The organism is Exiguobacterium sp. s22, assembly GCF_018617455.1.
In the GTDB taxonomy this organism is placed as follows: domain Bacteria; phylum Bacillota; class Bacilli; order Exiguobacteriales; family Exiguobacteriaceae; genus Exiguobacterium.
The window spans coordinates 66,833-89,977 of record NZ_JACSKD010000006.1; the positions used below are offsets into that span (position 1 = coordinate 66,833).

General features: G+C 48.1%; 22 protein-coding genes. 8 read left to right on the top strand and 14 right to left on the bottom strand.

The window, feature by feature from the left end:
- The first annotated feature begins 126 nt into the window (after positions 1-126).
- The 5 genes from gnd to KNO94_RS10995 all read left to right on the top strand — a co-directional run bounded on the left by gnd (position 127) and on the right by KNO94_RS10995 (position 5,325).
- Positions 127-1,008: a phosphogluconate dehydrogenase (NAD(+)-dependent, decarboxylating) gene (gene gnd / locus KNO94_RS10975; RefSeq protein ID WP_214779637.1), complete on the top strand. Its 882-nt coding sequence runs from the start codon at positions 127-129 to the stop codon at positions 1,006-1,008.
- A gap of 89 nt (positions 1,009-1,097) precedes the next feature.
- Positions 1,098-2,441, top strand: a complete 1,344-nt coding sequence (locus tag KNO94_RS10980; RefSeq protein ID WP_214779639.1) for a GntT/GntP/DsdX family permease — start codon at positions 1,098-1,100, stop codon at positions 2,439-2,441.
- A 16-nt stretch (positions 2,442-2,457) separates the two neighbouring features.
- Positions 2,458-3,957, top strand: a complete 1,500-nt coding sequence (gntK, locus tag KNO94_RS10985; RefSeq protein ID WP_214779641.1) for a gluconokinase — start codon at positions 2,458-2,460, stop codon at positions 3,955-3,957.
- 121 nt (positions 3,958-4,078) lie between these two features.
- Positions 4,079-4,552, top strand: coding sequence for a GNAT family N-acetyltransferase (locus tag KNO94_RS10990; protein WP_214779643.1), 474 nt, complete (start codon positions 4,079-4,081; stop codon positions 4,550-4,552).
- Positions 4,553-4,629: 77 nt separating this feature from the next.
- Positions 4,630-5,325 carry a polysaccharide deacetylase family protein gene (locus KNO94_RS10995; RefSeq protein ID WP_251125948.1) on the top strand — a complete coding sequence of 232 codons (696 nt, stop codon included), beginning with the start codon at positions 4,630-4,632 and terminating at the stop codon, positions 5,323-5,325.
- A 71-nt stretch (positions 5,326-5,396) separates the two neighbouring features.
- Here KNO94_RS10995 and KNO94_RS11000 read toward each other — a convergent pair whose 3' ends face one another.
- Positions 5,397-6,407, bottom strand: coding sequence for a GGDEF domain-containing protein (locus KNO94_RS11000; protein ID WP_214779653.1), 1,011 nt, complete (start codon positions 6,405-6,407; stop codon positions 5,397-5,399).
- Positions 6,408-6,638: 231 nt separating this feature from the next.
- Positions 6,639-7,172 carry a dihydrofolate reductase family protein gene (locus KNO94_RS11005; RefSeq protein WP_214779656.1) on the bottom strand — a complete coding sequence of 178 codons (534 nt, stop codon included), beginning with the start codon at positions 7,170-7,172 and terminating at the stop codon, positions 6,639-6,641.
- Positions 7,173-7,262: 90 nt separating this feature from the next.
- On the opposite strand from KNO94_RS11005, the gene KNO94_RS11010 reads away from it, so the two are divergent.
- Positions 7,263-8,138 (top strand): helix-turn-helix transcriptional regulator, encoded by an 876-nt coding sequence (locus KNO94_RS11010; RefSeq protein WP_251125949.1) that lies wholly within the window; start codon positions 7,263-7,265, stop codon positions 8,136-8,138.
- A gap of 38 nt (positions 8,139-8,176) precedes the next feature.
- Here KNO94_RS11010 and KNO94_RS11015 read toward each other — a convergent pair whose 3' ends face one another.
- Together KNO94_RS11015 and KNO94_RS11020 are read right to left on the bottom strand one after the other, a co-directional pair.
- A complete protein-coding gene (locus tag KNO94_RS11015) occupies positions 8,177-9,685 on the bottom strand; it encodes a PTS transporter subunit EIIC (protein ID WP_214779666.1) in 1,509 nt (502 codons plus the stop codon).
- Between the two features lie 116 nt (positions 9,686-9,801).
- Entirely contained in the window at positions 9,802-11,154 is a 1,353-nt protein-coding gene (locus KNO94_RS11020; protein ID WP_214779668.1) for a 6-phospho-alpha-glucosidase, read from the bottom strand.
- 143 nt (positions 11,155-11,297) lie between these two features.
- Between KNO94_RS11020 and KNO94_RS11025 the strand changes: the two genes are divergently transcribed.
- Positions 11,298-12,035, top strand: coding sequence for a GntR family transcriptional regulator (locus KNO94_RS11025; protein WP_214779670.1), 738 nt, complete (start codon positions 11,298-11,300; stop codon positions 12,033-12,035).
- Positions 12,036-12,096: 61 nt separating this feature from the next.
- Here KNO94_RS11025 and KNO94_RS11030 read toward each other — a convergent pair whose 3' ends face one another.
- Positions 12,097-12,315 (bottom strand): type II toxin-antitoxin system Phd/YefM family antitoxin, encoded by a 219-nt coding sequence (locus KNO94_RS11030; protein WP_214779672.1) that lies wholly within the window; start codon positions 12,313-12,315, stop codon positions 12,097-12,099.
- Between the two features lie 115 nt (positions 12,316-12,430).
- Here KNO94_RS11030 and KNO94_RS11035 point away from each other — a divergent pair, with 115 nt between their 5' ends.
- Entirely contained in the window at positions 12,431-13,372 is a 942-nt protein-coding gene (locus tag KNO94_RS11035) for a M23 family metallopeptidase (protein WP_214779681.1), read from the top strand.
- A gap of 32 nt (positions 13,373-13,404) precedes the next feature.
- Here KNO94_RS11035 and KNO94_RS11040 read toward each other — a convergent pair whose 3' ends face one another.
- The 9 genes from KNO94_RS11040 to KNO94_RS11080 form a co-directional block, all read right to left on the bottom strand.
- Complete coding sequence (locus KNO94_RS11040) at positions 13,405-13,803, bottom strand: cytidine deaminase (RefSeq protein ID WP_211782284.1); 399 nt, start codon at positions 13,801-13,803, stop codon at positions 13,405-13,407.
- A gap of 128 nt (positions 13,804-13,931) precedes the next feature.
- Entirely contained in the window at positions 13,932-15,377 is a 1,446-nt protein-coding gene (locus KNO94_RS11045) for a 6-phospho-beta-glucosidase (protein WP_214779683.1), read from the bottom strand.
- Between the two features lie 14 nt (positions 15,378-15,391).
- Positions 15,392-17,224: a beta-glucoside-specific PTS transporter subunit IIABC gene (locus tag KNO94_RS11050; RefSeq protein WP_214779685.1), complete on the bottom strand. Its 1,833-nt coding sequence runs from the start codon at positions 17,222-17,224 to the stop codon at positions 15,392-15,394.
- A gap of 167 nt (positions 17,225-17,391) precedes the next feature.
- Positions 17,392-18,234, bottom strand: coding sequence for a BglG family transcription antiterminator LicT (licT, locus tag KNO94_RS11055; RefSeq protein ID WP_214779687.1), 843 nt, complete (start codon positions 18,232-18,234; stop codon positions 17,392-17,394).
- A gap of 225 nt (positions 18,235-18,459) precedes the next feature.
- A complete protein-coding gene (locus KNO94_RS11060) occupies positions 18,460-19,296 on the bottom strand; it encodes an ABC transporter ATP-binding protein (protein ID WP_211782283.1) in 837 nt (278 codons plus the stop codon).
- Positions 19,297-20,328 (bottom strand): FecCD family ABC transporter permease, encoded by a 1,032-nt coding sequence (locus KNO94_RS11065; protein WP_214779689.1) that lies wholly within the window; start codon positions 20,326-20,328, stop codon positions 19,297-19,299.
- Positions 20,325-21,350 (bottom strand): FecCD family ABC transporter permease, encoded by a 1,026-nt coding sequence (locus KNO94_RS11070; RefSeq protein ID WP_214779691.1) that lies wholly within the window; start codon positions 21,348-21,350, stop codon positions 20,325-20,327. The genes KNO94_RS11065 and KNO94_RS11070 overlap by 4 nt, the downstream gene beginning before the upstream one ends.
- Positions 21,347-22,390, bottom strand: coding sequence for an iron-siderophore ABC transporter substrate-binding protein (locus tag KNO94_RS11075; protein ID WP_353047847.1), 1,044 nt, complete (start codon positions 22,388-22,390; stop codon positions 21,347-21,349). The genes KNO94_RS11070 and KNO94_RS11075 overlap by 4 nt, the downstream gene beginning before the upstream one ends.
- 145 nt (positions 22,391-22,535) lie before the next feature.
- Positions 22,536-23,129, bottom strand: coding sequence for an FMN-binding negative transcriptional regulator (locus KNO94_RS11080; protein ID WP_214779693.1), 594 nt, complete (start codon positions 23,127-23,129; stop codon positions 22,536-22,538).
- Positions 23,130-23,145: the final 16 nt, after the last annotated feature.

Here is a 23,145-nt window from a genome sequence, read left to right on the forward strand (position 1 = left end):
CGAATTAAGCCGGGACGCTCTTTTTGCATTACTCGAAAAAAATTCCGTCATTAGACTTGTAAATCGAATTTATTTTGATATGATAAATCTAGAGACGGAAAAAAATTCTTTTTCAGAGGTGACAATATGGAAATTGGTTTGATTGGTTTAGGTAAGATGGGATACAATTTGGCACTCAACTTGAGTGACCACGGGCACACGGTCATCGGGACGGACGTCGGGAATGTCACATCGGACGCGTTCACCATCGTGCCGACGCTCGAAGATGTCGTGAACAAACTGTCGACGCCACGCGTCATCTGGGCGATGGTCCCTGCCGGCGACGTCACGGAAGCGGTACTCGCTGAATTGTATGAGCGCCTCGAACCCGGCGACATCGTGATTGACGGCGGCAACTCGAACTACAAACTCTCGGTCGCACGCGCCGAACAGTTCGCCGAGAAGGACATCAAGTTCTTCGACTGCGGAACGAGCGGTGGCACGGACGGGGCGCGGAACGGGGCCTGTACGATGGTCGGGGGTGACGCAGACGCGTGGCCGACAATCGAACCAATCTTCAAAGACTTGTCTGTCGAGAACGGCTACCTGTACACGGGTCCTGCCGGAAGCGGTCACTTCTTAAAGATGATTCATAACGGGATCGAGTATGGGATGATGCAGGCGATTGCGGAAGGGTTCGACATTCTCGAGAAAAGCCCGTTCGATTATGACTATGAACAAGTCGCTCGCGTGTGGAACCACGGTTCGGTCGTCCGTTCTTGGCTCATGGAACTCACAGAGAATGCCTTCAAGAAAGATGCGAAGCTCGATGAGATTCGTGGGGTCATGCATTCATCCGGTGAAGGCAAATGGACGATTGAGACGGCACTCGACCTTCAGGCAGCCGCACCGGTCATCGCCTTGTCGCTCATGATGCGCTATCGCTCACTTGAAGACGACACGTTTTCAGGTAAAGTCGTCGCTGCGCTCCGCAACGAGTTCGGTGGTCACGCGGTCGTCAAGAAGTAAGAAATGCGGAAAAGGTCACGGGGAAATGGCCTTTTCCTTTGTCAGGAACTGTAAACGGTTACATATTCAGAATTTAGGGGGAATACTCAATGTCTGGCTCAACACTTATTTTGATCGCCTTAGCCGGGATCTTCTTGCTCTTATTTTTAGTCATTCGCACAAAGCTTCACGCATTCGTTTCGTTGTTACTTGTTAGTTTAATCGTCGGGGTGGCAGCTGGCATGCCGCTCGGGGACGTCATCGCCTCCATCCAGAGCGGGATGGGCGGAACGCTCGGCTTCGTCGCCGTCGTCGTCGGTCTCGGCGCGATGTTCGGGAAGATGCTTGAAGTGTCAGGTGGCGCGGAACGCCTCGCCCAAACGCTCGTCAGTAAGTTCGGGGAAGATAAGGCACAATGGGCGCTCGGGATTACCGGGTTCATCGTCGCCGTCCCGGTCTTCTTCGATGTCGGTTTCATCATTCTCGTTCCAATCGTATACGGTCTCGCCAAAAAGACGGGACGTTCGCTTCTCTATTACGGAATCCCGCTCCTCGCTGGTCTCGCGGTCACGCATAGCTTCATCCCACCGACACCTGGTCCGATTGCTGTTGCGAACTTGATTGGTGCCGACCTTGGATGGGTTATCTTGTTCGGTGTTATCGCCGGGATTCCAGCCATGATTTTAGCCGGTCCTGTTTTTGGGAAGTATATTGCTAAGAAGATTCATGTGACGATTCCGGATTACATGGAATTTAAAGAAATCGATTCATCAAAAGAATTACCAAGCTTCAAAATGATTTTGTCGCTCATCTTGATTCCGCTCGTCTTGATTTTAGCGAACACGCTCTCAGCGGTTCTCTTGGATGAAGGTAACGCCGTCCGTGACTTCTTGACGTTCCTCGGACACCCGTTCGTCGCCTTGACGATTGCGACGCTCCTCACGTTCGTCTTCCTTGGGACACGCCGTGGCTACTCACGTGACGAGGTACAAGAAATCGCAACGAAAGCACTCGAACCAGCCGGAATCATCATCCTCGTCACAGGGGCCGGTGGTGTGTTCAAACAAGTGCTCATCGACTCTGGTGTCGGTGACGTCCTTGGTGAAATGATGGCCGGGTCACCACTTCCGGCAATCGTACTCGCCTTCTTGATCGCGACGGTCGTCCGTGTCGCCCAAGGGTCAGCAACGGTCTCGATGGTCACGGCAGCTGGACTCATCACGCCATTACTTGAAATTCAAAACATCACGGGTGCAGCGCTCGGTTTGATCGTCATCGCCATCGCCTCAGGGGCGACTGTCCTCTCGCACGTCAACGATTCAGGTTTCTGGCTCGTCAACCGTTACTTCGGTCTCGACGTAAAAGATACGCTCAAGTCATGGACGATCATGGAAACGATTATCGGACTCACCGGCTTTGCCGTCGTATTCTTGATTAGCCTGTTCATTATCTAAGTTAGGAAGTGATTGTGTGTTTACGATTGGGGTCGATATCGGGACGACGAGTACGAAAGCCGTCCTGTTCAACGGTCATCAACAACTGGCGGTACATAACGTGTTGTATCCGCTTCTCACGCCCGATACGGAGACGGCCGAGCAAGACCCGGTCGTCATATATGGGGCCGTGCTCGAAGCCGTCTCGGCGGTCCGCGCCAAAGCGGACGGGCCGATTCGCTTCGCATCGTTCAGTTCGGCGATGCATAGCTTGATTGCACTCGATGCTTCAGGACGTCCGCTCACGAACAGCATTACGTGGGCCGACAGTCGCGCGAATCCATATACGCAAGCAATCAAACGCGATGTTGATGCGAGTGCGCTCCATATGCGCACCGGCACCCCGGTCCATCCGATGGCACCGCTGTCGAAACTGCGCTGGTTGAAAAAAGAACATCCTGACGTCTTTGAACAGACAGCCAAGTTCGTCTCGATTAAAGAATATGTCTTCTATCGGTTGACGGGTCGCTTTGTCGTCGATCATTCCATCGCCTCTGCGACCGGGCTATTCAATTTGAAACAACAGGATTGGGACACGGAAGCACTTGAAGTCGCCGGTGTGACACGAGAGCGCTTGTCTGAACTCGTGCCGACGACCGAGATTTTACAAGTGACGCCTGAGGTGACCGAAACGCTCGGCTTTGACTTCCCACTCGTGATTGGGGCAAGCGACGGTGTACTCTCGAACCTCGGTGTTGGTGCCTTCGAACAAGGAGTCGTCGCCGTGACGATTGGGACGAGCGGTGCCATCCGGACAGTCGTCTCAGAACCGGTCGAAGACCCAAAAGGTCGTATCTTCTGTTATGCGTTGACGGACAAGCATTGGGTAATCGGTGGTCCGGTCAATAACGGTGGGATCATCCTCCGCTGGCTCCGTGACGAGTTCGCGGCAAGTGAGGTCGAGACGGCGAAACGGCTCGGCATCGACGCGTACGACGTGTTGACACGAATCGCCGAGACGGTCAATCCGGGTGCCGACGGACTGTTGTTCCATCCGTATTTGATGGGTGAACGGGCCCCGCTTTGGGACTCGAACGCCCGCGGTTCATTTTTCGGGCTCAGCATTCACCATAAGCGCGAGCATTTCATCCGCGCCGTATTGGAAGGCGTCATCTTCAACCTTTATACGGTCATGCTCGCACTCGATGAGTTGACGGGCGCCCCGAACCGCATCCATGCGACAGGTGGATTCGCTCAGTCGAGCCTCTGGCGTCAGATGATGGCAGACATCTTCGATACGCCGGTCGTCGTACCGGAGAGTCACGAGAGTTCATGCCTCGGAGCTGTCATGCTCGGGGAATACGCCTTCGGGGATATTGAGGAGTTCCAAGAGGTGCCGCAAGTGACCCACGAGCATACACCGAACATGGAAGCGACGAACGTCTATCGGGAGCTCTTGCCGATCTACATTCGCCTGTCACGTCACCTGTCAGAAGAATATGAAGCCATTTCAGCATTTCAGCGGAAGCATATATAAGTTTGAAGACTCGTCAGTCACTCGATTGACGGGTCTTTTTTCCCCATCCATCCTCTATCCCTTCTCCATCATTCGCTGTACACTGAGATGAAAGGATGAAACGTTACAGGAGGAAAAACTCATGCAACTCAAAACAACCCGCTGCCTCATCCGCCCATTCGAACGCCAAGACATCGAATCGTTCATGACCTATCGAAACGACTTGGACTGGATGCAGCACCAATCGTTTAAAGGTCTTAGCTATACTGAATACGAGAACGCTCTACTCGGCGAACAATCGCTTCAACACGGTATGCAACTCGCCATCATCGACCAAGCGACCGATGAATTGATTGGGGATGTCTATCTCCAACAAGAAGGCACGACGTATTGGATTGGCTATACCATCGCACCCTTGCGTGCTCGTCAAGGCTATGCATTTGAAGTGATGTCAGGACTGATTCGTCACTTGGCCGACCACGGAGCAGAAGTGTTCAAAGCCGGTGTGCTTGAAACGAACGAGGCATCGATTGCGCTACTAAGGAAATTGAACTTCACCTATTCTACGACAGAACTTGACGAACAGATTTATCGTCTCGATGTCTCGGACATATGATAAAGTATGTATCACATGTCGCTTGTTTTTGATTTGAGGGAGTTTTGAATTGAATGATGAAACGCGTTCTTTTACTCATGTCTATTTTTTTGTTGATTGGTACTTTGTCACAGGCTGCAATCCCGGAGCCGAAAGCGTATAACGATCCGAGTCTCATCTATTTGACGCTCGATGATGGACCGAACTGGAAAACAGGAAAGCTGCTCGATGTGTTGAAGAAACATCAAGTGAAGGCAACCTTTTTCATTCTCGGGAAAAACATCGAAGGAAATGAGCATCTGCTTCATCGCATGATTGCGGAAGGTCATTTGATTGCCTTACACGGGATGCGCCACGACCGGGATGAGTTTTATGAAACGCCGATGACGGCGGTACAACAGATGCAGGAAGTCCAAGCGCTCGTTTATGAAGTAACGGGCATCCATACGAACATGGCCCGGACGATTTACGGGAGTGACGCCGGCATGACACCTGCACACTGGCAGGCGATGACCGATGCCGGTTTTGAGATTTGGGACTGGAATGTCGGCAGTCTCGACCATGTGTATAAGAAAGACAATGCCCGCGTCGAGCAACGCGTATTCAAACGTCTCGAAGCGAATCGTGCTGCACAGGTTGCCTCAATCATTCTCGCGCACGATCACTCGATGACGCCGAAAGCACTCGATACGGTTATCCGCTATGCGAAAGAACGAGACTATGAGTTCCGGACGTTAGAGGGTGTCCAACCGGTTCACAACTTTTCCGATGTGTGGGAACCTCATACGAACTAATCGCTGAGTTTCTCGTTAGATTTGTGCAAAAAACGCATCGGAAATATCCGATGCGTTTTTACGTGAATTCTTCATTGGACGTATTCCACCCCTCCATGGATGTGGGTACGATTTCTGCCTTGATTCTTCGCATGGTACAAACAGTCATCCGCCAGATGGATCATCTCCAAAAGATGTTCACTTTTTCCGTTTGCGATTCCAATTGAAACCGAAATATTGATGACTTGTTGATTCAACAACTTAAATTCATGCTTTGAAATGCTGTTCCGGATCCGCTCCGCCACTTTCATAACCTCACCTTGTGAAAGCATTGGGATCAAAATACCGAACTCTTCGCCGCCGATTCGAGCTTTAATATCATGGTCTCTCGTTTCACGATGTAACAGCTGGGCAAATTGCTTCAAAATTTCATCGCCATTTGAGTGACCGTATTGATCGTTAATTTGTTTAAAGTAGTCGATATCTAAAATGAGAACGTTACACGTATCGTATCGTTCTTTTATTTTTTTCATTTGTATCTCCCACGCCCTACGATTCGCAAGTCCCGTCAAATGATCGGTCTCTGCAGAAATTTTGTATTCTTTTACACGGTGATTGATGAGATACAAATCAACGTTCAAGAGGGTAATGAGCATTCCAACAGGGAAACTAATCATCACGATGAGTAAAGCGGCATGTGCGGCACTTTCACTAAATGCTCCACTCGTATAAATCGAAAGCCCAACAATTGAACAAGCCAACATATTCAAGGTGAGACTGAACCGAAACAGTTGATTTTCTAGTGAAGCGATGTTATACGTGATCAATATTCCAATGACAATCAAGACGAGGCAAATGAATGCCACAATCGACTGAAAATCAATGCCGTAACTAAATCGATAAGCTGCAATAATCGTCGCTGCAATAATCAAAGGAGACACTAATCGATAGAAACCAAGTAAAATGAGCACGAGAAAACGAAAGTCGATTTTGATTACCTCTTCAACTACCACACCTTGTGTGATCAAAAAAATTCCTAGACACCCTGATAGCAATCCAATCAGCATATTTTTAACGCCTTCGTGCTTTGTATCATAATTCATGATTTTAGAAATGAAGTAAATCCCTGTAAAAGAAATACAAGAGTTAGCGATTAGACTAATGAACATACGTTGATCCCCTCGGTATCCGTCATGTCAGTACTATTCTCTTCTTATATCCAATTAGCATCATTTACTAACATTTTAAGATTTTTATTATTTATTTGAAAGAATATTTTTACTTTAGAAGTAAATCGATTCTTCATTTTTATTCGTCATAAAAAAATCGAATCCTTATTTGGACTCGATTTTTGAACTCTCATATGTCGCCATGATGAACTGACCGGATGTGCGTTGACTTGTCAGTCGAAGCTTCGTTTCTTTCGTGCCTTCTGGGAAAAGTGGGATTCCCTCACCCAACACGACCGGTGCAATCGCAATCTCACACCGGTCAATCAAGTCATGCTCCATCGCGGCTTTAATAACTTCTCCCCCGCCGATGAGCCAGATGTCTTGATCGACTTCTCCTTTCAACCGATCAATCAGTTCTTCGATTGGTTCATCCGTGAACGTGACATGCTCGGCTGCACGGTCCGGATTCCGCGTCATCACATAGTTCGGCATGTTTGGATATGGATACTCCTCTGACAATTGAAGGACTTCCTCATATGTCTTCCGTCCCATGATGACAGCACCAACGGTCTTGAAAAATTCAGCGTATCCATTGTCCCCGTCCCCCTCTACGGCGAACAACCAATCGAGTTGGTCGTTCGACCGGGCAATCTTCCCATCTAAACTCATTGCAATATACAACACTACATTCGGCATCATGTCTCCCTCCTTGATTCGTGATACATTCAACTTAACGAACAAACACGACAAAAGATGACGGGAATGATAATTTTGAAAAAACGACACTTGCAACTGATTCGGCTACTCAATCGCGGACGACGTTTTACCGCTGAAGAACTCGCTCAAGAGACAGGTGCCTCTATTCGAACAATCCAGCGAGATATGCTATCGCTCGAAGAACTCGGTTATCCGATTTGGAGTGTGCCCGGGATCGGTGGCGGTTATGAGATGTTGCCGAACCGTTTGTTGCCGCCATTGCACCTCCGCGAGCAAGAAGCCGTCGCCCTTTATCTTACGCTCAAATGGATGGAACACATCCCGGATGTTCCGTTCGGTGATCTACGAAATACCCTGTCCGATTGGTACGTGAACGAGTTACCTCAGGACTTAGAAACGAAGATTCATCACTTAGAACGAAATATCCTGTGGCTCGGGAACAAACAAATTCCAAAAGCGCCGTTCACAAAGGACATCTATCAGGCGGTCGAGCGCAAGAACAAGATCGAGATGACGTATCAAACGACGAAAGGACCACGTACATTCATCGTTGAACCGGTCGGCATGGCACTTCTTGACTTGAAGTGGTATGTCTTCGGGCTCTCTGAACTGGGACTTCGGCAATATCGGATTGATCGAGTGGAAGCGGTCAAGTTACTCGAGCAACCGTTTGAATCCGAGGATTTGGTGACCTTGCTTCAGGCAAATGACGAACGAATCGGTGTAGTCGTTCAACTCGAACTCACCCCGCTCGGTCGTCGTCTGCTTGAAGATGTATTACCCGATATCGAAGAGAAGAATGAATGGGACGTACCTAAAGAAGAGCTGCCGTTTTTGTCGAGACAGCTGTTGAAGGCCGGAGCCGAAGTGAAGGTCAAGGCACCGCATGCGTTGCGGGAGATGATGAAGGAGCATGCGGAACGTCTTGTAGCACTATACTTATGAAGACTGAAAAGGCTCAACCCATGCGGTTGAGCCCGATTTCAATTCGCTTCATCCATTTCCTTATGAATACGTAGCAATTCGTTTTTGTATAAATCAGAGCGACCTCCAAAAATCGCTTGAATGTTATTTTTCACTTTGACGACTCTCGCTGCTCCGAGTGCTTTTAGTTCATCCTCATTGATTTGAGAAACGTCACTTACTTCAACACGAAGGCGTGTAAAGCATGCATCGATATCACGAATGTTCTCTCGTCCCCCAAGTGCCTCTTCAATCGCAAGTGCTGTCGTTTGAATCGCTGATTGACCTGACTTTTTATCATTGTGGTCTTTACGCGTAAATAGTTTTACTTCTTGTCCCCCACGACCTGGCGTTGCCAAATTCCACTTCTTGATGGCGAATGTAAAGATACTATAGTAAACGATGAAGAAACCAATGCCGACGACGATATTCATCCACCAGCGTGATGTACCTGGTAAAACGTTCACTAAAATATAGTCAATCAACCCTGATCCTCCAGCCCAAGCGATATGTGTATCGAGCGCATACATGAGCGCGAAAGAAATTCCCGTCAATACACTATGGATGACATACAGGACAGGTGCCACGAATAAGAAAGTGAATTCAATCGGTTCTGTGATTCCTGTTAGAAAAGCTGTACCGGCTGCTGCAATCAATAAGCCTCGAACGACAGGACGTTTGTCTGGGTCAGCCTGACGATACATCGCAAGCGCCGCCCCGAGTAAACCGAACATAATGATTGGGAACTTACCAGACATGAAACGTCCCGCCGTCACTTCGACACCTTCCGCGATTTGAGCAAGGAAAATATACTGATCACCGTTCACGACCGCATCACCGACCGTTGCCGTTCCACCGAGAGATGTCCAGAGGAACGGGGCATACCAAATGTGGTGTAATCCTGTCGGAATCAATAATCGTTCCAACATTCCATATAACCCAACATATGCAGGATTGGTCGCATCACTCGCGATGACGTTTGCCATTGAAGTTAGTGTCGATTGGATTGGCGGCCAGATGAGCATCATGACAAATCCAAGTAAAATCGAGAAGAAAACCATCACAATCCCGACAGAACGATCACCTGCAAAGAATCCTAACACTTCTGGGGGATTGAACGTATGGAACTTTTTATACACCCATACTGCGAGCAACCCGACCGCAATCCCTCCGAGTACACCGGTTTCAAGGGAAGGAATACCGAGTAACATGCCATATTCTCCACTCTCGGCAGCCATTTCTGCCGTGATGCCGAGGGAGATTGAAATTGTCGTATTCATAATGACATATCCGACGAGTGCTGCGAGTGCCGCAATCCCTGATCCTCCTGACAAACCAACTGCGACCCCGATTGCAAAAATGATTGGTAAGTTCGCAAAAATACTAAGACCAATTTGTAACATTCCAGCACTGATCGCTTCTACTGTTCCATTCTGTAAAAACGTCCAGCTATCGGCTAATGGTCCCGTGAGTGCCGCACCTAGTCCTAGCAAAATTCCGGCAGCCGGTAATAAAGCGACCGGTACCATGAGCGCCTTTCCAAACTTTTGAAAAACTCCAAACTATTGACTCATTCGATTCAATCCTCATCTTGTAAGCGTTATCAATCTGAACAATGAGAAAGGGGATTGACTCCCCTCTCTAGTTACCGTATTGCTACTGTCTCGCCCGATTTTAATTCCGGCCAGTACGTTCTGTTTTCCTCAATCAAATCATCTAAGATTCGACGAGCTATTGGTGCATCGATGACTGTACGATTTAGTGTCAACGCCTGAAGTGCCTTCTCATAACTGTTTTCGAAGTATGCGTCGACGACAAGTTGCTCGTAAGCAAGCTGTCCTTCAATCATTCCTTTGTAAAAACGAGGAATCTTTCCGACTGCGAATGGTTTCGGTCCACGATTGGTAAGCATCGCAGGCACTTCAACCATCGCATCGTCCGGCAGGTTCGAAATAATCCCTTCATTTTTCACCATGACGATGAAAATATCACCGTTATTATAGGCTAGCGAAGCAGCGACCCGAATCATATAGCAGCCGTGGATATCGACCTCAAGGTGAACATTTTCGAGCGAGTTATCTTGAATAATCTGATCGCACATCGAGAAGACACGCTCTTGACGTCCGTTGATTACTTGCCGTGCCCGTGTGTTCGTGACATCTTCTTTTTCTGCCATGTCAGATGGATATAAATAATATTGAAGGTACGTGTTCGGTAAGTACTCCGGGAAATCCGTCAGCATCTTCTCTACTTGTTTGAACGTCTTGATCCAAGATGGGTCATTCGCAATCTCCGAATCTTCCGGGATGAAACCGTCTTCTAAAATGGCGCGTTTGATATCTTCAGTCAATTCATTTCCTTCTTTATCGAAGATACCTGTGAACCAACCAAAGTGGTTGAGTCCGAAATATTCCGGAACGAGATCCCAAATCTCTTTACCGAGAATCTTCGCATAGCTCACCATGATTGCTGCCGGCATGTCGCAAATGTTTAATATTTTTTGATCGTCCGGGTATGCACGTTTGAGCGCCTCGGCGACAATTGCAGCAGGGTTCGTATAGTTTAAGATCCAGCCATTCGGTGAGCCGGTGCGAATGTCAGAGACGAGTTCAATCATATCTCCGATTGAGCGCATCCCGTATGACATTCCGCCCGGTCCACACGTCTCTTGTCCCACCACGCCATGTCGAAGCGGAATCTGCTCATCTTTTTCGCGCATTTCCAAACCACCTGTCCGAATTTGGACGAAGAAGAAATCTTTATCTTTAAAAGCATATTCTTTGTCCGTCGTATATTCGAACGACTCGAGTTCTGGATAATGCTTATGCAAGATGATTTCACTCGCTTTCGCGACACGTTCTTGACGTAATTCATCTGTATCGTAAAACGTGATAGAACGAAGTGGGAAGTGTTCTTTTTCCTTAATCAAACTCATGATCATGCCGATTGTGTACGTACTACCTCCACCGACGACTACGAGACGCTGTGGTGTTTTCATGTGTGCGTTCCCCTTTCAATACATATCTAATTGATTACAATACAAATTTAATACATATTATTTAAACCGTCAACACCTTTTTGAAAACTTTTTATTTTTGTATACTATGAGTAATGAATGTATACAATCAGGAGGTTATCTACATGAAAGCCAAATCTCCGCTATACCAGCGGATTGCTCAGGAGATGCGCACATTTATCGAGAGCGGCGATTGGGCGCCCGGTGAAGCGATTCCGACAGAAGCACAACTCGTCGAGGAATTCAAAGCGAGTCGAGTCACGGTTCGACAAGCCGTCAAACTACTTCAAGAAGAAGGGTTGCTTTGGAAGCGACAAGGGAGCGGCACGTATGTACAATCCGAAAAGATTGAACATAATATGTACGAATTAAAAAGCTTTACTGAAGACATGAAGCGAGAAGGAAAGGACGTCACGAGTAAAGTACTTACTTTCACCGTTCAACCTCCGACTGAAAAAATAAGGGAAATACTCGAGCTCGATGAAGATGCTCTTGTCTACTACATTCGTCGTTTACGCTTTGCAAACGGAGAACCACTCATTGTCGAAGATACGTATCTTCCACTCCAACTATTTCCGGATTTAACGTATGAGGTAATGACACGGTCGAAGTACGATTACATTGAAAATGTCAAAAACCTGAAGATTGCAGACAGTGTTCAGGAATTTATCCCGGTCTTGCCGACGAAAGAAATTGCTGAAATGCTCGAGGTGAGCGATCGAACACCGATACTCAAAGTCGAACTCTATTCGTTTCTCATGGATGGCAGTCGCTTTGAGTTCACCGAAACGTATTTCAAGAGTGAAGAGTATCGCTTTATCATCCGTGCCGGCCGAAGACATGAAACAACAAACACCCAGTGAATTCAACGATTCACTGGGTGTTTGTTAATGCAAACTCATATGTTTCAACATTAGACTAATGCTATTCAAGCTGCTTTAGGGATTCAAATAGACGCGCAGCATTTTTTGGACTGCTCGTCAGGTAAATGGTTTCTAACAAGCTATTATATTCTCGTTCAGAAATGATAACAGCATTCTTCCCGCCTTCTTTCGAGATGAAAATCGTCTCGTCATTTTCACATACTTGATAAAGCAAGTGGTTCAACTTTTTTTGCGCTTTGCGGTATGGAATCGTAGACATTCACATCACTCCTCATTTATGTCCATTATATTATGATTTTTTATGAATGACGAAACATCTATGTTTCTACATCCGTATAAAAGACCAATCAATCATCAACAAAGGCGGTATGCACATGCATCACGAGAACAAACAGTTCATTCTCTTATTCAAAGACGGTCAGTTCGATGACATTTATCATCAAATGACCGATTCTTGCAAATCTCATTATTCCATGGACATGTTTCATCACGAAGCGTCTTCGTTTCATCATGGAATTCGGCGCTATCGTCTGTTCAATGAGATGGTGTTGAACGGGAGTCGGTATGTATTATGGTCGGATTTCCGAAAAGAAAAGTTATTATCCGTTCAATTCAATCACATGAATCAGATTGAATCCATTCAGATGACGGTCACATCCTCTTCAAAAGAGACCAATCCCACGAAAAACAAATACCACCTTCCATTCAAAGAGCAGTGGTTCGTCGTCTCAGAAGGAGCGAACGTCGGGATGTATCTTCATGAACCGATTCGAAAGAAACGTGATGGCTATGACTTTTTGAAAACAAAAGATCAGCAACCTTACAATCGCAGAAAAGTTGGGATGAATGGCTCGTATGCGTTTGGGGAACGAGTGATTGCTCCATTACACGGGACAATTCATCAAGTCGTGGATGGGTTGTCAGACGAACTAGATGCTGATCATCCATTCGGCAATCACGTGATCATTCAACATTCAAACGATGAATATTGCCTTCTCGCCCATCTTGAGAATGGTTCCATTGCCGTGAATGTGGGAGATACGGTCAAAACCAAACAGTTGATTGGGCGCTGTGGGCGTTCCGGAAGTACGCCTGAGCCACGCTTGCATATGCGTGTCATGAATCACCCGGATGTGGACAGCGCGACCGCCCTCCCGATTCAATGGAAAGGTCGATTACGACCTATGCGTGGAAAAGTAGTCACTTCCCGCGAGGAAGAAGGATGGTCGTATGGGATTGCGGCCCTTGATTTTTCAGAACTACTCCTTTATGTTGTACAAGCCATTCCGCGATTATTTTTTCGCTTTTTTGGATAAGAAAACCCCTCAAGAATCTGAGGGGTTCAACATCACATATCCAAATCGGTGAACGCGAGCGGAACGAGCTCTCCGAGCGTCACTTCTTTCACATCGGCGTTGCCGTTCGTGAGGAGTACTTTGAAGTCAGGATCGCCGAACTCGACCATGACTTGGCGACAGATGCTGCATGGTGGCAAGAAGTCTTCTGTGTCTCCAGACACGGCAACCGCTTCGAAGTCACCTTTTTTGTATCCTTGCGCGACCGCTGTGAAGATTGCTGTGCGCTCTGCACAGTTCGTTGCACCGAACGAGACGTTCTCGACGTTGACGCCGTCGATGACCGTGCCGTCCTTCATGAGAAGTGCCGCACCGACGCGGAACTTCGAATATGGTGAATACGCATTGTCTTTCAATTGGCGTGCGCGCTCGATTAATTGTTGTTGGTTCATCTTAAGTCATTCCTCTCGAATATCGAATGAACTGATGCCAGTCCCCATGCCTCTCATTTTGGGCAGGATTTTTAGCATACACCTCACCGAATCAAGAAGTCAACAAAAATTTGAAAGCGGTCACAACTTCACTTCAAACTGGCTTCATATTTCACGTTTGCTCCGTTTGACGCAATCACTTGCTTATACCAATCAAACGACTCTTTTTTACGACGTTCCATCGTTCCGCTACCATCGTCATGGTAGTCCACATAGATATATCCGTAGCGCTTCGCATATTCTCCTGTTGACGCACTAACGAGGTCGATACATCCCCAACTCGTATACCCAATCAACTCAACGCCGTCTTGAATCGCCTCATGCATCTCACGAATGTGGTCCTTTAAATATGAGATTCTGTAATCATCATGAATCTGACCGTCCGTCTCGACTTGATCGAACGCCCCGAGTCCATTTTCAACGATGAACAATGGGAGTTGATAGCGATCGTATAATTGGTTAGCCGTTAGACGCAATCCTTTTGGATCGATCGTCCATCCCCATTCCGATTGTTGCAAGTAAGGATTTTTGACTGTCGGAAAGACGTTGCCTGCCGTCATCTTGTTGAGAACGTCTGGGTCCGTGCTGATGCACCGGCTTGAATAGTAGCTGAACCCGATATAATCTACCGTATGTTCGCGCAACAATTCTCGGTCACCCGGTTCCATCACAATCTCGATTCCAGCTTCTTTTAACTGTCGGAGTGCATAGCCCGGGTAAGCACCTCTCGCCTGCACGTCGATAAAGAAGAAGTTCTCCCGATCTCGTTCCATCGCCTTCTCGACATCATCCGGATTACACGTATAGGGATACGTCATCGCGGCCGCGAGCATACATCCGATTTGGAGATCTGGATTGATAGTATGACCGATTTTGACAGCTGCCGCACTCGCTACTAATTGATGATGTGCAGCCTGATATTGAATGTGTCTTTTGTTCTCCCCTTCTTGGAAAACCAAGCCTGCCCCCATATAAGGGAGGTGGAACAGCATGTTGATTTCATTGAACGTCATCCAGTAGCGTACTTTGTGATGATAACGATTTAAAATCGTCTCGGCATAGCGTTCAAAGAAGGTTACCATCTTCCGATTGCGCCAGCTGCCATACGATTGTATCAAGTGAACCGGCACATCAAAATGCGCCATTGTCACGACCGGTTCAATCCCGTGTTTCAATAACTCGTCAAAGACGTCGTCATAAAATTGAAGTCCTTCTTCATTGGGCTCTAGTTCATCCCCTTTTGGAAAAATGCGAGCCCAGGAGATTGATAAACGTAACGCCTTGAATCCCATCTCGGCAAAGAGGGCGATATCCTCCTTGTATAGGTGATAGAAATCGATCGCCTCGTGTGAAGGATAAGTTTGATTTTCAAGCGGTTCGTAACTTGGTAATTCGCCTAGCATAACCGCTCGTCTTGTCGGACCGCTCGGAATCAAGTCAACCGAAGCGAGTCCTTTCCCTCCTTCTACATATGCTCCTTCAGTTTGATTGGCCGCGATGGCGCCACCCCATAAAAAATTGTTTGGAAATTGCATCGACTCATCCTTTCTTATGCGAGCGCAGGATTTCCTTGCGTGCTCACCCATACTTGTGTTTGATCAAATGTGACGTGACGTTCTTCTGGTAAATTCGTAAAGATCACGGGCGTGATGACTTCATAGCCAGCCGTTTGAATCGATTCGATGTCAAAACTGATTAACAACTCGCCGGCCTCGACGCGCTGCCCTTTTTCCACATGAAGGTCAAAATGCTTTCCGTCTAATTGAACAGTATCAATTCCGACGTGTACTAAAATCTCCAGACCAGAATCGGACTGAATCCCAATGGCATGCTTACTCGCAAATACAGCGGTCACTTCACCGGATACCGGAGCAGACACTTTTCCTTCTGACGGGATGACGGCAAACCCTCGACCCACGGCACCACTTGCAAAAACTTGGTCTGGAACTGTCTCAATCGAGACGATTTGGCCTGGCACCGGACTCGGAATCGTCATGCTGTCTGTCGTCGTTTCTGTCATCTCTTCTTCAATCGGATCGTCTTCAAAACCGAGTACATACGTTAAGACAATCGATAAGACGAATGAGACCGCGACACCAAGCAACAATCCGTAAAAGGCTGTCATGCTATCACCGATAAAGACGGGTAACGTCAACAATCCTGGAGGACCTGATGCGACGGCGACACTGCCGAAGTGTCCGACGATCCCCCCACCGACGGCGGCACTGATGACCGCTGCGATAAATGGTCGTTTCAGACGTAACGTGACACCGTATACAGCTGGTTCTGTGATTCCGAACAAGGCGGTGATCCCTGTCGATCCGGCAAGCGTCTTCAACTTCTTATTTTTTGAACGTAGCATAACACCAAACGAAGCCCCGGCTTGGGCAAAGATGGCAGGTGCAGTCGCCGGCTTGATGTAATCGTAGCCTTTCGTCGCGATATTGTTGATTATGACCGGGACGACACCCCAGTGAATCCCGAAGATGACGAGGACTTGCCATACCCCAGCGATGAATGCACCCGCTAAAATCGGGTTGAATGCCAAGGCTTTTAAAATGAATGCGGCAATTAAATCCCCTGTTGTCACACCAATTGGTCCGAACACAATCAATGTGAGCGGGACAATCGTCACAAGCGAGATGAGAGGCGTGACGAAGTTTTTGACACTTTCATGAATACGTTGGTTGAAGAATTTTTCGATATAACTCATGATCCAGATGGCTAAAATGATTGGAATGACCGTCGATGTATAGGACATCATCATGACCGGAATTCCAAAGAAGTCTGTCGGGACCGCCTCATTTTTCAACTGGATGATGGACGGATAGATCAATGCGCCCGCAACCGTCATGGCAACAAACTGGTTCGCACCGAACTTCCTTGCTGATGTAACCGCTAACAAAACAGGCAAGAAGTAAAATAAGCTGTCCGCTGCTGCGTTCAAGATAATATATGTCGTTTCGTCCGTCGCAAGCCAGCCCACGTTCGTCGCGATCGCCAACAATCCTTTCAAGATCCCCGCCCCTGCCATGACGCCAAGAAGTGGTGTGAAGATACTTGAGATAATATCGACGGCACGACCGAAAATGTTTCCTTTTTCTCCGTCTGACGAGTCGTCAGTCGGTCGGTCAATCAAGTTCGTCTGCTTCCCGATTGCCTGATACACTTCCGGGACGTTGTTGCCGATGACGACTTGGAATTGTCCTCCACTCTCTTTCACGGTGATGACGCCGTCTAGACGTTCCATGTTCGCTTTATTGGCTTTTGACTTGTCTTTTAGCACGAAGCGTAAACGGGTCGCGCAATGGACAAGTGATTTGACGTTGGACTCCCCACCCACTTGCTGGATGATCTCTTTTGCGAGTTGATCGTATTTCATATGGCACCTCCATTTTGTTTGAAAACGAAAAGAAACCCAGACGAAAACGAGGAACGTGGCTCATGAATACACGTATCGTTTCATCTAGGTTTCGCCTGCATGACCAGTGACAATCCTAATGAATATTCATTTTATAACCATATAATAACTATATTATCAATTAAATGTCAAACATTTTTTTGATCTTTGATTAATCGAGTGAGATGGACGGTCAAATAAAGCTTTTCTTCATCCGTCAATGTATACTCATACTTCTTACGAATGAACATAGACACTTTTTCAGTGCACGCATAGGCGATCGGATATTGTGTTTTGACCAAGTCAAAAAGCGGTCCCTCTTCTCCTCCGTATTCCGTTTGTGTCACAAGACGCTGTGCAAAAAATTTAAGATGCGTCACAAAACGGTGATATGTCAAAGATGACTCATCCCATTCTAGTGAAAAATGATACTTCACGAGATTCAAGATTTCTTGAATGACTTTGGTCATCGCCACGATGTTCGGCATTTCCTCATTTAACTCCGCGTTGACGATATGTAAGGCAATATAAGCTGCCTCATCTTCCGGTAACATAATCTTCAATTTGGACTCTACTAGTTTTAACGCTTGCAATCCAACACCAAACTCCTCCCCGTAAAGGCGTTTGATTTCCCAGAGCAAGGCATTTTTGATGTCGAGCCCTTTCTCATGACGTTCGATGGCAAACTGTAAATGATCGGCAAGCGACACATATAGCAGTTCATTCAGCTTTTTCCCGAGCGTCAACTTCGCCAGATTAATGATATCGTCTGTCAATGTAATCACTTCTACCGGAATTTCTTCTAATAACAATTTGAATCGTTCATGGTTCCCTGCATCATCCAAGTAAAAAATCTTATCGACCTGTGATTCCGAAATGTGCTCTCCCGAACTACGCTTAAATCCAATTCCTTTTCCCATGACGACTCGCTCTCGTCCAGCCTCATCATATACACTGATCACATTGTTGTTGAAAATTTGATGAATAATCATGGTTGTCCTCCTTTCAGACCTATAAAAATAGAAAAACCCAAATCAAAAGACACGTTCCACACGTGTAACCTTTGATTTGGGTTTCGCCTGCATGACCAGTGACAATCCCTATTCCTCTTCTATATTAAACGATTTATGTATACGGTTACAAGAGTGTTTTTCATATTCAATCAAAAAGGAGTCACGTCCCATTTTCACACGACGTAACTCCTGTTCATGCTCGCCTTATACCAATTCAAGCTGTGCGACAGGCGCTTCTTCCGTTTCCGTCTGTACGTGATGGCGACCAATCGGAATCACGGACGGTGAACCGGATACCGGATCACACATGACCGAACAGCGAAGATTGAAGACACGATGGATCAAATCACACGTGATGACGTCCGACGGCTTTCCTTCTGCAATCAACTTCCCTTTGTCGAGTGCGAAGATATAGTCCGCATAACGCGCCGACAAGTTGATGTCGTGCAGCACCATGACAATCGTCGTCCCGTACTTCCGGTTCAAGTCCGTCAACAAGTCGAGAATCTCGACTTGATACGTGATATCGAGATAGGTCGTCGGTTCATCTAAGAAGAGGACATCCGTCTGTTGAGCCAGTGCCATCGCAATCCAGACGCGTTGCCGCTGTCCGCCTGACAACTCGTCAATTGGTCGGTCCGCGAACTCCGTGATATTCATCATCTCCATCGCCTCAGCGACGGCCTCGTAGTCGGCTTTCGTCCAGCCCTTCAAGAACGATTGATGCGGATAACGACCACGACCGACAAGATCGGCGACCGTGATCCCTTCCGGTACGACCGGGGACTGTGGCAACATCCCGAGGACACGCGCTAGCTTTTTCGGTGCCATCTTCGAGATCGGCTTGTCGTAAAGCGTCACTTGACCGGCACTCGGTTTAATGAGGCGTGCCATCGTCTTCAGTAGCGTCGACTTCCCGCAACCGTTCGCACCGATGATGATGCTGATCTGGTTGCTCGGAATTTCAAGGCTGATATCGTTCAAAATCATCTTGTCCTCGTATCCTGAGGTGAGATGGTCCACTTTCATAATGGATGCCATTTAGAAGTCCCCTTTCTGGTTCATCCGAATCAACAAGTATAAGAGATAAGGCGCGCCGATAATGCCGGTGATGACACCGACCGGATAGCGTGCCGTGAAGGCGAATTGTCCGACGAGGTCGGCCGCGAGCACTAAGATGATGCCGACAAGCGCTGCCGGCAAGATTCCGGCGTGGCTCGTCCCGACGAGCCGTTTAGCAATCGGTCCTGCCAAGAAGGCAATGAAGGCAATCGGTCCCGTTGTCGCAGTCGCGAGAGCGAGCATGAATACCGCCGCCACAATTAATAAAAGTCGGGTTTGGTTCGTATTGATGCCTAACCCTGTCGCCGCCATTTCCCCGAGCTCAAGCATTTCGAGCTGACGAGTGAGCAACAGGACAATCGGTAAACAGATGAGAACTGTAATCATTAAAGGCGGCAACTCTTCAAGTTTCGCCCCATTTAAACTTCCTGTCAACCATCGCATCGCCATCGCGACATCGTTTTGTCGGCTGATGAGCAGTAAATAGTTGATAACGGCTGTGAGCATCGCTTGAATCCCAATCCCCACTAATACGAGACGACCAATGGAGAACGCGGCACCTTTGGATAGGAAATAGATGACGAGCACGGTGACGAGTCCTCCGATAATCGAGGCAATCGAGATGACCGCTTCACTCGATTGTAGGACGACGATACAGAAGACAGCCGCCGCACTGGACCCCGTTGTGATCCCAATGACATTTGGATTGGCAAGCGGATTTCGAAGCATCGTTTGGAAAATCGTTCCCGCGGTACCAAATGCTGCACCGGCAAAGACACCAGCGAGCATACGTGGTAGACGCAATACTTCAACGGCGAACGTCGCCCCTTTTACGTCTTCCCCGAGCAAGACACGAATGACGTCCTGAACCGGATAAATCGTATTGCCCAACATGAGCATCAACCCGCTCAATGCTACCGCTATGATGGTCAAAAGAAGCGTCATCCCGACATAGCGACGGCGTCGCTTCATGCGACCTTGTCTGATTTGTTCAATCGCTGGTTGCATCATAATCCTCGTACTTTCACTTTCATTGTCAATAAAATCAAGATCGGTGCCCCGATAAATGCCGTCACAATCCCGACCTCGAGCTCTCCCGGACTTCCAAGTAAACGTCCGATGACGTCGGAGAATGTCAAAATGATGGCACCTGCGAGAGCAGACATCGGCATGAGATAACGCTGATCCGGACCGAGCACGAGCCGAATCAAGTGCGGTGCGAGTAGCCCGATAAAGCCGATCGGACCAGCAAGCGCCGTCGCTGCCCCGCATAGAATGACGCCTGCGAACGAGGCGGTCAACTTCAATGTCCCCGTCCGAACACCCAGACTCTTCGCCATCTCCTCCCCGAGCGCAAGTGCGTTCAAGGAAGGTGCGGTCACGACCGCAATCACGAGACCGATTAGAAGAAACGGTAAAAAGGTATAAATCGAATCCAGATTTCCCGCACCGACACTCCCTACTTGCCAAAAACGGAATTGATCCATGACGTTCGAGCGTGGAATCATGAGCGCCATGACGAGCGACGATAATGCTGCACTTGTTGCCGCTCCCGCCAAAACGAGTTTGAGGGGGGTCGCCCCTCCTCTTCCGAGCGAACCGATGCCGAAAACGAAAATGGCCGTCAATAGCGCCCCGATGAGCGCGAACCAGATGAACGCACTCGCCGTCGCGATGTTGAAGAACGCGATCCCGATGACGACGGCGAGCGCTGCTCCCGTGTTGACCCCGAGAATGCTCGGATCGGCAATCGGGTTACGCGTCACCGACTGCATGAGCGCCCCCGCCACACCAAGTGCTGCGCCACACATGAAACTAAAGATTGTCCGAATGACCCGCTCCCGGACAATGTCTGCCTCATACGACTGAACAGCCGGACGGAATAAACCGTCCAGCAGTTCATTCCACCCGACTGTTCGTGAGCCGAAGGCAAGGGATGCCACGATGCATAGCACGGTCAGTACGAGCGTCCCGATTAAAAGAAGCGGGAAGTGCTTTGGCGTGTGCATCTGTTTGATTTGAGTTTGCATCATTTCACTTTCACAAGGGCATCCGATACGCGTGAAACGTACTCATCAATCGTATATTCAATCGAGAGTGGCGTCGGTGTTCCTGCCGCTGCGAGTGGTGTGTTATCTTCGATCAGGACGATCGAGCCACGTTCAATGGCTGGTACTTTACTGTAGAGCGGGTCTGCTTGAAGCGCCTTCAATGTGTCTTCACTTCCGTACGTGACGAAGATGTCGACGTCGTTCAAGATGTCAGCGTTCTCTTTGCTGAGCTCCAGATAGAAGCTGTCCGTTTTCGCTGCTTCATCTAAGATGTTTTGTGGATACTCCATCCCGAGTTCTTCGATGAAGGCACCACGTGGGTCACCCGTCGTATAGATATAGAATTTTGAAAGGTCTTCCGCGCTCATCGAAACGAATGCGGCTTTCTTTCCAGCAATCTCAGGAACGGCTGTCGCTTTGTCTGTGATCAACTGCTCCGTGTCTTTGATTAACTGTTCGCCTTCTTCACCAAGTCCCATTGCGAGTGAGTCATAACGAACCATGTCTTGCCATGACGTGACCCAAGGTGTTTCTTGATATGCCACGACCGGTGCGATTTGGCTAAGCGTGTCATAGTCTTCTTGCGTGATGCCTGAGTAGGCGGCCAAGATGACATCTGGATTTGAATCCGCGATCGCTTCAAAGTCTAATCCGTCTGTGTCTTGATAGATGTTCGGGTTCTCTTCGCCGAGCGCTTTCAACTTCTCAGTCGTCCATGGAAGCATACCGCTGTCGTCCTGGACACCATAGTTCGCAGCTGAGAATCCGACTGGTACGACGTCGAGGGCAAGTGCGACGTCATGGTTTCCCCATGAAATCGTTGCGACCCGTTCCGGTTTCTCATCAATCACTGTTTCCCCGAATGCGTGCTCGATTGTGATGGGGTAACCTTCTGCCGATTCTTTCGTCCCTTCGTTCGTGGAAGCGTTCTCAGCTTCTTCCGAACCACAACCGGCTAAGATGAGTGCAAATGCCGATACAAAGATGAACATATGTAACCATTTCTTGAATGTGTTGTTCACGTGATTTTCTCCTTTTCGAACTTCTCTGTATTTTGTCGATACTGATAATCATTATCAGTTATGAGTATAGACCTGCTCCTAAGTCATGTCAACCGCTATTCGGTAAAGAAACATGAAAAAAACCTGCCGTTTTAGGACAGGTTGCTTAGGACTTTCGATGCCGTCGCATGACGTCAGCAATCGGTTTATCTTGTTTTTCAAGCTCCGAAACGATCCGGTCATGGTCCACCTCGCTTCGGTTTTGACTTAACTTGAACGTCGCCTGAATGTCAGTGATGTCAATCCGGAACCCGACGACACCGTTCATTTGTCGCTTCACTGGTTCCGATAATGTCTCCCAACGTACCGCATGCTCACGCTCCCCTTCGTGCTCATGAAGCATACCAGCAAGTTCCTCCACTAATTCGTCCTCGTTGAGAATCGTCGCGCGTCCATATACGTGTACGGCCTGATAGTTCCATGTCGAGACGTCCTCATGGCCGTACCAGGACGCCGACACGTAAGCGTTTGGTCCTTGAAACATGACGAGAACGGTTTGATCTTCAATCGAACGCCACTGCGGATTCGCTTTCGAAATATGGGTCGTTAGTCGACCGTTCTTCTCATCAAACCGTAACGGGACATGTGTCGCAATCGGTTTGTCCCCGTCATGCGTCACGATCGTACCGAACGGATGGGCATGGAGAAATGCGTAAATCTCAGCTCGCTCTTTGACGGAATATTGATTTGGAATATACATGCCGGACCCCCTTTCT

Bases quoted from the DNA above. Each gene is read 5' to 3' on its own strand.
- gnd (WP_214779637.1), top strand. From the start codon at position 127: ATGGAAATTGGTTTGATTGGTTTAGGTAAGATGGGATACAATTTGGCA.
- KNO94_RS10980 (WP_214779639.1), top strand. From the start codon at position 1,098: ATGTCTGGCTCAACACTTATTTTGATCGCCTTAGCCGGGATCTTCTTG.
- KNO94_RS10990 (WP_214779643.1), top strand. From the start codon at position 4,079: ATGCAACTCAAAACAACCCGCTGCCTCATCCGCCCATTCGAACGCCAA.
- KNO94_RS10995 (WP_251125948.1), top strand. From the start codon at position 4,630: ATGTCTATTTTTTTGTTGATTGGTACTTTGTCACAGGCTGCAATCCCG.
- KNO94_RS11000 (WP_214779653.1), bottom strand. From the start codon at position 6,407: ATGAATTATGATACAAAGCACGAAGGCGTTAAAAATATGCTGATTGGA.
- KNO94_RS11005 (WP_214779656.1), bottom strand. From the start codon at position 7,172: ATGCCGAATGTAGTGTTGTATATTGCAATGAGTTTAGATGGGAAGATT.
- KNO94_RS11015 (WP_214779666.1), bottom strand. From the start codon at position 9,685: ATGGTACCGGTCGCTTTATTACCGGCTGCCGGAATTTTGCTAGGACTA.
- KNO94_RS11020 (WP_214779668.1), bottom strand. From the start codon at position 11,154: ATGAAAACACCACAGCGTCTCGTAGTCGTCGGTGGAGGTAGTACGTAC.
- KNO94_RS11025 (WP_214779670.1), top strand. From the start codon at position 11,298: ATGAAAGCCAAATCTCCGCTATACCAGCGGATTGCTCAGGAGATGCGC.
- KNO94_RS11030 (WP_214779672.1), bottom strand. From the start codon at position 12,315: ATGTCTACGATTCCATACCGCAAAGCGCAAAAAAAGTTGAACCACTTG.
- KNO94_RS11035 (WP_214779681.1), top strand. From the start codon at position 12,431: ATGCATCACGAGAACAAACAGTTCATTCTCTTATTCAAAGACGGTCAG.
- KNO94_RS11040 (WP_211782284.1), bottom strand. From the start codon at position 13,803: ATGAACCAACAACAATTAATCGAGCGCGCACGCCAATTGAAAGACAAT.
- KNO94_RS11045 (WP_214779683.1), bottom strand. From the start codon at position 15,377: ATGCAATTTCCAAACAATTTTTTATGGGGTGGCGCCATCGCGGCCAAT.
- KNO94_RS11050 (WP_214779685.1), bottom strand. From the start codon at position 17,224: ATGAAATACGATCAACTCGCAAAAGAGATCATCCAGCAAGTGGGTGGG.
- licT (WP_214779687.1), bottom strand. From the start codon at position 18,234: ATGATTATTCATCAAATTTTCAACAACAATGTGATCAGTGTATATGAT.
- KNO94_RS11060 (WP_211782283.1), bottom strand. From the start codon at position 19,296: ATGGCATCCATTATGAAAGTGGACCATCTCACCTCAGGATACGAGGAC.
- KNO94_RS11065 (WP_214779689.1), bottom strand. From the start codon at position 20,328: ATGATGCAACCAGCGATTGAACAAATCAGACAAGGTCGCATGAAGCGA.
- KNO94_RS11070 (WP_214779691.1), bottom strand. From the start codon at position 21,350: ATGATGCAAACTCAAATCAAACAGATGCACACGCCAAAGCACTTCCCG.
- KNO94_RS11080 (WP_214779693.1), bottom strand. From the start codon at position 23,129: ATGTATATTCCAAATCAATATTCCGTCAAAGAGCGAGCTGAGATTTAC.